This window comes from Lachnoanaerobaculum sp. Marseille-Q4761 (genome assembly GCF_017565785.1).
Lineage (GTDB): Bacteria > Bacillota > Clostridia > Lachnospirales > Lachnospiraceae > Lachnoanaerobaculum.
Genome location: NZ_JAGEKB010000002.1, coordinates 196,792 through 208,372, shown reverse-complemented (window position 1 = coordinate 208,372; position 11,581 = coordinate 196,792). Strand labels below are relative to the sequence as shown.

8 protein-coding genes are annotated in these 11,581 nt (G+C 36.8%); 7 read left to right on the top strand and 1 reads right to left on the bottom strand.

Going from position 1 to position 11,581, the window contains the following annotated elements; translation table 11 throughout:
* The first annotated feature begins 32 nt into the window (after positions 1-32).
* Positions 33-1,532, top strand: a complete 1,500-nt coding sequence (thrC, locus tag J4O15_RS08190; RefSeq protein WP_009218486.1) for a threonine synthase — start codon at positions 33-35, stop codon at positions 1,530-1,532.
* A 2-nt stretch (positions 1,533-1,534) separates the two neighbouring features.
* Positions 1,535-2,398: a class II fructose-1,6-bisphosphate aldolase gene (fba, locus tag J4O15_RS08185; RefSeq protein ID WP_208100406.1), complete on the top strand. Its 864-nt coding sequence runs from the start codon at positions 1,535-1,537 to the stop codon at positions 2,396-2,398.
* A gap of 88 nt (positions 2,399-2,486) precedes the next feature.
* Here fba and J4O15_RS08180 read toward each other — a convergent pair whose 3' ends face one another.
* Positions 2,487-2,834 (bottom strand): hypothetical protein, encoded by a 348-nt coding sequence (locus J4O15_RS08180; protein WP_208100405.1) that lies wholly within the window; start codon positions 2,832-2,834, stop codon positions 2,487-2,489.
* 44 nt (positions 2,835-2,878) lie between these two features.
* On the opposite strand from J4O15_RS08180, the gene J4O15_RS08175 reads away from it, so the two are divergent.
* The 5 genes from J4O15_RS08175 to asd all read left to right on the top strand — a co-directional run bounded on the left by J4O15_RS08175 (position 2,879) and on the right by asd (position 11,376).
* Positions 2,879-4,204, top strand: coding sequence for a replication-associated recombination protein A (locus J4O15_RS08175; protein ID WP_208100404.1), 1,326 nt, complete (start codon positions 2,879-2,881; stop codon positions 4,202-4,204).
* A 1-nt stretch (position 4,205) separates the two neighbouring features.
* Positions 4,206-5,894, top strand: a complete 1,689-nt coding sequence (gene rho / locus J4O15_RS08170; protein ID WP_208100403.1) for a transcription termination factor Rho — start codon at positions 4,206-4,208, stop codon at positions 5,892-5,894.
* Positions 5,895-5,962: 68 nt separating this feature from the next.
* On the top strand, positions 5,963-7,876 hold the full coding sequence (locus J4O15_RS08165; RefSeq protein WP_208100402.1) for a DNA gyrase/topoisomerase IV subunit B: 1,914 nt from the start codon (positions 5,963-5,965) through the stop codon (positions 7,874-7,876).
* 8 nt (positions 7,877-7,884) lie between these two features.
* Entirely contained in the window at positions 7,885-10,122 is a 2,238-nt protein-coding gene (locus J4O15_RS08160) for a DNA gyrase/topoisomerase IV subunit A (protein ID WP_208100401.1), read from the top strand.
* 168 nt (positions 10,123-10,290) lie between these two features.
* Positions 10,291-11,376, top strand: a complete 1,086-nt coding sequence (gene asd, locus J4O15_RS08155) for an aspartate-semialdehyde dehydrogenase (RefSeq protein WP_208100400.1) — start codon at positions 10,291-10,293, stop codon at positions 11,374-11,376.
* The last annotated feature ends 205 nt before the right edge of the window (positions 11,377-11,581 follow it).

The following is an 11,581-nucleotide window of genomic DNA, read 5'->3' as shown; positions in this document are numbered from 1 at the left end:
TAGTTTAGACAATCTAGAAATAGGAGTTTAGAATGGAATTCATAAAGTATAAAAGCACCAGAGGCAAGGAAGCGGGAGTAAATGCATCAGAAGCGATTTTAAAAGGTCTTGCGGATGACGGCGGTCTGTTTATGCCTGAAAAATTTCCGAAATTTGATTTTTCTTTGGAAGAATTAAAGGGGAGAAGATATCAGGATATTGCCTATGAGGTTATGAAACTTCTTTTAAGTGATTACACCAAAGAAGAATTGACGGATTGTATAGAAAAGGCATATGATGAGAAGTTTGATACAGAAGAGATTGCACCTCTTGTAAAAGCAAACGGTGTGTATTTTCTGGAACTTTTCCATGGTGATACCATAGCTTTTAAGGATATGGCATTGTCGATATTACCGCATCTTCTTACCACAGCGGCAAAGAAAAACGGTATAAAAAATAAAATAGTGATTCTTACAGCCACAAGCGGTGATACAGGTAAGGCTGCAATGTCGGGATTTTGCGATGTTGAGGGTACAGGTATTATTGTATTCTATCCTAAAGACGGTGTAAGTAATGTACAGAGATTGCAAATGGTTACCCAAAAGGGTGATAATACAGATGTTGTTGCAATACATGGAAACTTTGATGATGCACAAACAGGTGTAAAAAAGATATTTTCAGATAAGGAATTTGCAAAAAAACTTTCTGAAAACGGAATACAGCTTTCAAGTGCAAATTCTATAAATATAGGACGTTTGGTACCACAGATAGCTTACTATGTCTATGCCTATGTGAAGCTTTTGGAAAGCGGTGATATAGCAGCTGGAGAAAAGATAAATGTCTGTGTACCTACAGGAAACTTCGGAAATATATTGGCAGCATATATAGGAAAACAGATGGGATTACCTGTGGATAAGCTTATATGTGCATCAAATGAGAACAAAGTTTTATTTGATTTCTTTGAAAATGGGGTTTATGATAGAAACCGAAAGTTTGTTTTGACCTCTTCACCGTCTATGGATATACTTATTTCAAGCAATCTGGAAAGATTGATTTATTTAAGTTGTGGAAGTGACGGAGAGTATGTGGCAAAACTTATGAAGGATTTGGCATCAGGCGGTAAATATGAAATCACAAAGGATATGAAAGATTTTATGAAGGATTTTACCGGAGGATATGCTGATGAAAATAAAAATTTTGCAGGTATAAAATCTCTGTATGACGGTACAGGTTATATTATAGATACACATACAGGAGTGGCATATTCTGTATATGAGGATTATAAAAACACCTCAAAGGATATGACAAAGACCGTTATAGCATCCACAGCCAGTCCATATAAGTTTGCAGACAGTGTGTTGGAGGCAATCTATGGACAAAGGCAGGATATGGGAGATTTTGAAGTCATAGATAAATTGCATGAGATCGGAGCACCTGATATCCCAAGGGCAATAGTCGAGATAAAGGATGCAAAGATCAGACATACAAGAGAATGTGACAGTGCAGATATGCAAAAAGAAGTAGAAGATATTCTATTTAACAACAGGAGGTAATTATGTTAGTAGCAGCTAAAGAAATGCTGGATAAGGCAAGAGCCGGACATTATGCGGTAGGACATTTTAATATCAACAATTTAGAGTGGACCAAGTCGGTATTGGCAGTGGCACAGGAAATGAATTCTCCGGTAATCCTTGGAGTTTCAGAAGGTGCAGGAAAATATATGGTAGGTTATAAGACAGTTGCCGATATGGTAAAGAATATGATTGAGGAAATGGGTATTACAGTACCTGTAGCTCTTCACCTTGACCATGGTTCATATGAGGGTTGCAAGAAATGTATAGAAGCAGGTTTTTCTTCAATAATGTTTGACGGTTCACATTTTCCTATAGAGGAGAATATTGAAAAGACTAAGGAACTTGTAGAATTGGCACATGCAAACGGGATGTCACTTGAGGCTGAGGTAGGCTCAATAGGTGGTGAGGAAGACGGTGTTATAGGCGCAGGAGAATTTGCAGATCCTGATGAGTGCAAGATGATTGCGGATCTCGGTGTAGATTTCCTTGCAGCAGGTATCGGAAATATTCATGGTAAGTATCCTGCTAACTGGCCGGGACTTAACTTTGATGTTTTGGCTAAGGTACAGGAAAAAACAGGTAGCGTTCCGTTGGTACTTCACGGAGGTACAGGTATTCCGAAGGAAATGATTCAAAAGGCTATTTCTCTTGGTGTATCAAAAATCAATGTAAATACTGAATGCCAGCTGTCTTTTGCAGAGGCAACAAGAAAGTATATTGAGGCAGGAAAGGATCTTGAAGGTAAGGGCTTTGATCCGAGAAAACTCCTTGCACCGGGAGCAGAGGCTATAAAGGCGACTGTAAGAGAGAAGATAGAGCTCTTCGGTTCAGCAAATAAGGCTTGATTGAAATAAATGTGGTCACTACAAATGTAGTGACCATTTTTATATAAATCCATAATTTATAGCTTTTAAAGCAATAACTGTATAGAATTTAATATGCATTTTCATTATTTTTTGAAAATTTATAATTTACCCCCGATAATATAAATATCAGCACCGCATTAAATATAAGCATCAAAACAGCTGTATTTATATTAAATCTATTTGAAACTACGCCTATAATATATGGGGTGAGTATGCCGCCAATTGAAGTAAGTGCGGTAAATACTGTCATAGCAAAGGCTGAGCCTTGCAAGGATTCCTTGGATATGGCATAGCAAAGAGGAAATAAAAATCTGTTCTCTGTTTTTCTCCATAAAACTCTCCCGATAAAAACAATATAATGCTCTATTTTATCATATTTTTGAGCAAAATGATAACAGGATATTTGACATTTCAAAAAAATGTGGTAAAGTAAAGAATATCAACCTACATGGAGAAATAATGGATTTATTTGATTATATGAAAGAAGTTAATGAAAAAGAAGATGCCCCGTTAGCTTCAAGATTAAGACCCGATTCTTTAGATTCGATAGTAGGGCAGGAACATATTTTGGGAAAAGATAAATTCTTATACAGAGCAATAAAGGCTGATAAATTGAGTTCGATTATATTCTTTGGTCCTCCCGGATGTGGAAAGACAACCATAGCAAAGGTCATTGCAAATACCACAAAATCAAATTTTAAGCAAATCAATGCCACTATGGCAGGAAAAAAGGAGATGGAAGAAGCAGTATCGGAAGCCAAGATATCATTTTCGATGTATAAGAAAAAAACTATCTTGTTTATTGATGAAATTCACAGGTTCAATAAGTCTCAACAGGATTATTTATTGCCATTTGTAGAGGATGGTACGATAATACTTATAGGTGCAACTACCGAAAATCCCTTCTTTGAGGTAAACAAGGCTTTGATTTCCAGATCGAGGGTTTTAGAACTCAAATCGCTTTCTGATAAAGATATAGAATATATTTTAGAAAAGGCGATCAGTGATAGGGAAAGAGGTATGGGGAGATATGAAACCGATATTTCTAAAGAAGCAATAGAATTTCTTGCAAAAAGTGTTTCAGGAGATGCAAGAAATGCATTAAATGCATTGGAACTTGCAATACTTACCACGGATATTTCAGAGGACGGGAAGATTCATATAGATATAAATATTATCAGTGAATGTGTTCAAAGAAAGATTTTAAAATATGATAAGGACGGAAATAGCCATTATGATACTATTTCAGCCTTTATAAAGAGTATGAGAGGCTCAGATCCCGATGCGGTAATGTATTATCTGGCAAAGATGCTCTATGCAGGTGAAGATATAAAGTTTATTGCCAGAAGAATACTTATATGTGCAGCCGAGGATGTGGGACTTGCAGATCCGAATGCTCTAAATATCGCCACCAATGCCTTTTTGGCAGTGGAAAGGGTGGGCATGCCCGAGGCAAGAATAATTCTTTCAGAGGCGGCAAATTATATAGCCTGTGCACCAAAGTCAAATGCATCATATTTGGCAATAAATGAGGCATTGAAATTTGTGGAGGAAAACAGTGATTTTGAAGTTCCAAAACATATCAGAAATGCAAATTATGCCGGAGAAAAGGATATCGGAATAGGAGTGGGTTATAAATATGCTCATGACTATGAAAACCATTATATTGATCAGCAATACCTGCCGTATGAGATAAGGGACAAAGTTTTTTTAAATCTTACGGATATGGGATATGAGAAGTCAATAAAGGATTATTTAAATAAAATAAAAAAGAAAGATAGATAATATGAGGGAGAAATTACAAACTTTATCATTAGTACAGTTAAAAGAAATTGCAAAGGAACAGGGATTTAAAGGGGTTAGTAACTTAAATAAAGCCAATATAATAGACTTGTTAGTGGAATTTTCTGAAAACCAAAATAAAACAGCATCAAAAAATGAAGTGGTTTCACCTGAAATGGTGACAAGAGATAATTCCTATCAAAGAGAGAACTATTCAAATCCCGGCAATTATTCCAATCAAAACAGAAGCAACTATAATAATGCACAGAGAAATACTGTGAATCAAAACAGAACAATGGGATATAATAATACATATCAAAGCGGGCAAAGATATAATAATCAATTAAACAATCAAGGAAATATGCCTAATTATTATCAGAACCAGAATCAGTATAATAATCAAAATCAATATTCAAATCAGTATCAGAATCAGTACAGCGGTTCAAATCAGTATCAAAACCAGTATCAGCCTCAAAATCAGCAGGGATACAGAAATGATTATTATGATAATCAATATGGTGCCAGATATCAAAGAGATTATGTAACAGATATCAGAGATTTGGATTCAGGTGAGATTGCTGAAGGAATACTTGAGGTCATGCCTGACGGATTCGGTTTTATAAGATGTGAAAATTTCCTTCCCGGGGATAATGATGTCTATGTATCTCCTACACAGATAAAGAAATTCAGAATGAAAACCGGTGATGTTGTATCGGGTGTAAAAAAGATAAAAGCGGCTACAGAAAAATTTGCGGCTCTGCTATATATAAATACAGTAAATTCATTCCCACCGGATGTATTGGAGACAAGACCGAATTTTGAGGACTTGACACCGATCTTCCCTGATAGTAGGATACATCTTGCAAGTGACGATTCCGCATCAAAGGCTATGAGAATAGTGGATTTGCTCTCACCTATAGGCAGAGGACAAAGAGGAATGATAGTTTCACAGCCTAAGGCGGGAAAGACCACTCTGTTAAAGGAGATAGCAAAGTCTATTACAGAAAATCAAAAGGATATGCATCTGATTATATTGTTGATAGATGAGAGACCTGAAGAGGTAACCGATATTAAAGAGGCTATTGTGGGAGATAATGTGGAGGTTATATATTCTACATTTGATGAACTGCCGGAAAGACATAAGAGAGTGTCCGAGATGGTAATAGAGAGAGCTAAAAGACTTGTAGAGCATGGAAAAGACGTAATGATACTGCTTGATTCCATTACAAGGCTTGCAAGAGCTTATAATCTTACAGTAGCACCAAGCGGAAGAACTTTATCCGGTGGACTTGATCCTGCGGCGCTTCATATGCCTAAGCGATTTTTCGGAGCAGCCAGAAATATCAGAGAGGGTGGAAGTCTTACAATACTTGCAACCGCTTTGGTAGATACCGGAAGCAGAATGGATGATGTTGTCTTTGAGGAGTTTAAGGGTACCGGGAATATGGAGCTGGTGCTTAACAGAAAGCTTTCTGAAAAGAGAATTTTCCCGGCAATCGATGTTTTAAAGAGTTCTACAAGAAGAGATGATTTGCTTTTAAGCAAAGAAGAGGCTGAGGTAGTCGGAATAATGAGAAAAGGTTCTGATAATCCGAAGCCTGAAGAGTTGGCTGAAAAGATTATCGAAGAGTTTGACTCTACAAAGAACAATGAAGATCTTATTGTAGATATTCTTACAAGAGGGTTTAATTAAAAATATAAGTTTAAATGTAACAGTTTGGCATTTGCCGGACTGTTACATTTTTGTAAAAGTGAGGTTTTATGCAGGACTATAATGCAGGCAGTATTACAGTGCTTGAGGGGCTTGAGGCGGTTAGAGTAAGACCGGGCATGTATATCGGAGGTGTCGGTGTAAAGGGACTAAATCACCTTATATATGAGATAATGGACAATTCCATAGATGAACATCTGGCAGGATATTGTAAAAATATATGGGTTACTTTAAATGCTGACGGTTCATGTACAGTTAAGGATGATGGCAGGGGAATACCCGTGGAAATGCATCAAAAGGGTATTTCAGCGGAAAGAGTGGTTTTATCCACTTTGCATGCAGGAGGAAAATTTGATAATGCTTCTTATAAAACCAGTGGTGGCTTACATGGTGTAGGTTCGTCAGTGGTTAATGCTTTGTCCGATTTCCTTGATATAAAAATATCACGTGACGGATATATTCATCATGACAGATATGAAAAGGGCATACCGGTGATTGAACTCAAAAAAGGACTTTTGCCTACTATAGGCAAAACAAAGGAGAGCGGTACGGAAATCACCTTTTTACCGGATAATACAATTTTTGAAGTCACAAAGTTTAAGGCGGAATGGCTTAAATCAAGGATGCATGAGAGTGCATATCTAAATCCGGGACTTATGCTGCATTTTATAAATTTAAGAGATAATGAGCATGAGGAGAGGACTTTTTATGAGCCTGACGGAATAGTAGCCTATGTAAAGGAGCTGAATAAGGGAAAAGAAGTTATGCATGCTCCTATATCATATAAGGGTATCTGTGACGGTATAGATGTGGAGATAGCTATACAATTTGTGGATGCCTTTGAAGAAAATATATTGGGATTTTGTAATAATATATTTACTCAGGAGGGTGGTACACATATTGCGGGCTTTAAAACCAAGTTTACAGGGTTGATAAATACTTATGCCAGAGATTTAGGTGTATTAAAGGATAAGGACAGCAATTTTACAGGTGCGGATACCAGAAACGGAATGACTGCAATAATCAGTATAAAGCATCCGAATCCTATGTTTGAAGGTCAGACAAAGACAAAACTTGCATCGGCAGATGCAACAAGAGCCGTACTTACCGTAACAGGGGATGAACTTACAAGATTTTTTGACAGAAATGTGGATGTTATAAAATCCATCATTTCCTGTGCGGAAAAGTCGGCAAAGATAAGAAAAGCCGAGGAAAGAGCTAAGACAAATATGCTCACAAAGTCAAAGTTTTCATTTGAGTCAAACGGTAAGCTTGCAAATTGTGAGTCTAAGGATCCAAGTAAATGTGAGATTTTTATTGTGGAGGGAGATTCAGCCGGCGGATCTGCCAAAACTGCAAGAAACAGAAATTTTCAGGCTATATTACCGATAAGAGGCAAGATCTTAAATGTAGAGAAGGCTTCTATTGATAAGGTGCTTGCAAATGCAGAGATAAAAACCATGATAAATACCTTCGGTTGCGGATTTTCCGAAGGATATGGAAATGATTTTGATATATCAAAGCTTCGCTATGATAAGATAATTCTTATGACCGATGCGGATGTGGACGGAAGCCATATAGATACATTGCTTTTGACCTTCCTATACAGATTTATGCCTGAACTTATATATGACGGACATGTATATATTGCAATGCCTCCGCTTTTTAAAGTAGTACCTAAAAGAGGTGAGGGGATTTATCTGTATGATGAAAAGGCATTGGAAGATTATAAAAAGAAGCATAAGGATAATTTCACCCTACAAAGATATAAGGGACTTGGTGAGATGGATGCAGAGCAGCTTTGGGAGACAACTCTGGATCCTGAAAGAAGGGTATTGAAAAAAGTCGAAATAGAGGATGCAAGACTTGCAAGTGAAGTGACCGAGCTTTTGATGGGTTCCGATGTGGCACCTAGAAGAAACTTTATACATGAGCATGCAAGAGAAGCTGTGATTGATGCATAGGAGGGAATATGGCTGAAAAGATATTGCGAACAGAATATTCGGAAGAGATGCAAAAATCCTATCTGGATTATTCCATGAGTGTTATTACCGCAAGGGCTATACCTGATGCCAGAGACGGTCTAAAGCCTGTACAAAGAAGAGTTCTCTACGATATGAGTGAGCTTAGAATATTCAGTGACAGACCGCATCGTAAATCCGCAAGAATAGTCGGTGATACCATGGGTAAGTATCATCCGCATGGTGACAGCTCAATATATGAAACTTTGGTCGTTTTGAGTCAGGACTTTAAAAAGGGTATGGCTCTTATAGACGGACATGGAAACTTCGGCTCTATTGAGGGTGACGGGGCTGCCGCTATGAGATATACGGAGGCAAAGCTTTCAAAATTCACTGAAGAAGTATATTTAAAGGATCTGGATAAGACGGTTGATTTTATATCAAACTATGATGAGACTGAAAAAGAACCGGCAGTTTTACCTGTAAGAGTTCCGAATCTTTTGATAAACGGTGCCGAGGGTATTGCCGTAGGTATGTCAACTTCCATACCGACACATAATCTGTTGGAGGTATGTAATACCTGTATTGCATATATAAAAAACAGAAATATAGATACCAAGGGGCTTTTGGAGATATTACATGGTCCGGATTTTCCAACCGGAGGTATTATTGCCAATAAAAAAGATTTGTTTGATATCTATGATACCGGTAATGGAAAGTTAAAGATTAGAGGAAAGATAGAAGTAGAGCTTGGAAGAAAAAAAAGTGATAAAGACAAGCTTATAATTTCAGAGATTCCATATACTATGATTGGTGCAGGTATCAATAAATTTTTGGTGGATGTGGCTAATCTGGTAGAGAGCAAAAAACTTTCAGATGTAGTGGATATAAGTAATCAATCGGATAAGAACGGTACAAGGATTGTTCTTGAACTTAAAAAAGATGCGGATATTGAGAAAATAAAGAATATCCTTTATAAAAAAACCAAACTTGAAGATACTTTCGGCGTCAATATGCTGGCTATTGTGGATGGCAGACCGGAGATACTATCTTTGAGGGATATTTTAAAAAATTATCTTGATTTTCAATATGAGATCACTACAAAAAAGTACAATATTCTTTTAAATAAGGAACTTGAGAAAAAAGAAATACAGGAAGGTCTTATAAGGGCTGTAGATGTTATTGATCTTATTATCGCAATACTTCGTGGCTCAAAAAATCTCACTCAGGCAAAAAAATGTCTTATATCAGGAGATACTACCGGTATTAATTTTACGGTAAAAGCATTTGAAAAGGATGCCAAAAAGCTTTCCTTTACAGAAAAGCAGGCACAGGCAATCCTTGATATGAGACTTTATAAGCTTATAGGTCTTGAGATAGAGGCACTTTTAAAGGACAATGCCGCCACCTTAAAAAATATAGAGGATTATGAGAATATTCTAAAAGATCATAAAAATATGGATAAGCTTTTTATAAAGGATCTGGAAAAAATCAAAAGGGATTTTGCATTGCCAAGAAAGACTTTGATTGAAGACGCAAAAGAAGCTGTATATATTGAGGAACCTCTTGCCAGTGAAGAAGTTATCTTTGTAATGGATAAATTCGGATATTGTAAAGTTTATGACAGAGGTACTTTTGATAAGAATGCACAAGCTGTGGAAAGTGAAAATATCTACGTATTTCCGGTGATGAATACCGATAAAGTATGTATTTTCTCAAATACAGGTATTTTATATAAAATAAAGGTAATGGATTTGCCTATATCAAAGCTTAGAGATAAGGGAACTCCTATTGATAATCTGACAAAGTTTGACAGCAGTACGGAAGAAATATTGCTGGCTGTAAGTGAAGACAGTATGCGAGGGAATTACATACTTATGCTTACAAAGAACGGATTTATAAAAAAAATATCATGTGAGGAGTTTAAAACAAATAATAAACAGGTTGCATCCACAAAACTTACAAATGATGATGTGCTTATAGCGGTTAAAATGATATCTTCAGGTATAAATACGGATATTTTTATAATATCGGATGCCGGATATATTTTAAGATTTAATATATCGGAGGTAAACGAATTTAAAAAGAGTACCAGAGGAGAAAAGGCGATGACTCTTGGATATAATGAATATATTAAAGAGCTTTATTTATTAAATGATACCGGATTTGTAAATATATCGGGGAAAGAGATTGCGCTTAATAAGGTAAAGCCAAGCCATAGAGGCTATAAGGGACAGAAAATAAAATAAACAATTCAGAGCGGCTGTCTTTGAGTGGAGTACAAATGTGCGTCTATTGCGAAAAAACACTTGCAATATTATAAATAATATACTATGATTGCAACCAGTTAAAAAATAGTAATTCAAAAGATATTGAGGATTAACTGTTATAAAAAGAAATAGATATGGAGAGACATTATGGATAAAAAATTAAAGGTGGGTGTTTTGGGTGCAACAGGCATGGTAGGACAGAGATTTTTGTCATTACTTGAAAATCACCCATGGTATGAGGTTGTAGCGGTTGCAGCCAGCCCAAACAGTGCAGGTAAAAGATATGAGGATGCTGTGGGAAGCCGTTGGAAAATGACAACACCTATGCCGCAGGCTTATAAAGACCTTGTAGTAATGAATGTAAATGATGTAGAGGAAGTTGCATCAAAGGTAGACTTTGTATTCTCAGCTGTAGATATGACAAAGGAAGAGATAAAGGCTATTGAGGAGGCTTATGCCAAGACAGAGACTCCTGTGGTTTCAAATAACTCCGCACATCGCTGGACTAAGGATGTTCCGATGGTGGTACCTGAGATAAATCCCGAGCATTTTGAGATTATAGAAGCTCAAAAGAAAAGACTTGGAACAAAGAGAGGTTTTATAGCTGTAAAGCCTAATTGTTCTATACAAAGTTATGCTCCCGCACTTAATGCATGGAAGGAGTATGAGCCTATAGAAGTAGTGGTTACAACATATCAGGCTATTTCAGGAGCGGGAAAGACCTTTAAGGACTGGCCTGAGATGGAGGGAAACATCATTCCGTTTATCGGAGGTGAGGAAGAAAAGAGTGAGAAAGAGCCTCTTAGAGTTCTCGGTCATATTGAGGGAGATGAGATTGTTCCTGCAAGCTTACCAAAGATTACCTGCCAATGTGTAAGAGTACCTGTACTGAACGGACATACCGCAGCGGTATTTGTAAGATTTAAGAACAAGCCGTCCAAGGAAGAACTTGTAAAGAAACTTGTAGAATACAGGGGAGAGCCACAGGAGTTTAATCTTCCTTCAGCACCGAAACAGTTTATACAATATCTCACAGAGGATAACAGACCGCAGGTAGCACTGGATGTTGACTATGAAAACGGTATGGGAGTTTCCATAGGAAGACTTAGAGAAGATTCAATGTATGATTATAAGTTTATCGGACTTTCACATAATACTTTAAGAGGTGCGGCAGGCGGTGCATTACTATGTGCAGAGTATCTGACAGCAAAAAATTATATAACAAAGAAATAATACTATTGGGGCATTTGCGTGGCGGATGCCTCTTTTTATATCTCTCGAAATTTTAATTATAAACTTATATAATAAAACACTATTATCAAACAGCTGGTGATATTTATACTAAGTATTGCAAGAGAATAGAAAAATTTGTATAATATATGAAAATAGCTGTCACTTCAAGCTGTGATGGCTTTTTCTTTGTAAAGAGAGGAAGAAC

Coding starts and splice junctions, on each gene's coding strand:
- thrC (WP_009218486.1), top strand. CDS start 33: ATGGAATTCATAAAGTATAAAAGCACCAGAGGCAAGGAAGCGGGAGTA.
- rho (WP_208100403.1), top strand. CDS start 4,206: ATGAGGGAGAAATTACAAACTTTATCATTAGTACAGTTAAAAGAAATT.
- fba (WP_208100406.1), top strand. CDS start 1,535: ATGTTAGTAGCAGCTAAAGAAATGCTGGATAAGGCAAGAGCCGGACAT.
- J4O15_RS08175 (WP_208100404.1), top strand. CDS start 2,879: ATGGATTTATTTGATTATATGAAAGAAGTTAATGAAAAAGAAGATGCC.
- J4O15_RS08160 (WP_208100401.1), top strand. CDS start 7,885: ATGGCTGAAAAGATATTGCGAACAGAATATTCGGAAGAGATGCAAAAA.
- asd (WP_208100400.1), top strand. CDS start 10,291: ATGGATAAAAAATTAAAGGTGGGTGTTTTGGGTGCAACAGGCATGGTA.
- J4O15_RS08165 (WP_208100402.1), top strand. CDS start 5,963: ATGCAGGACTATAATGCAGGCAGTATTACAGTGCTTGAGGGGCTTGAG.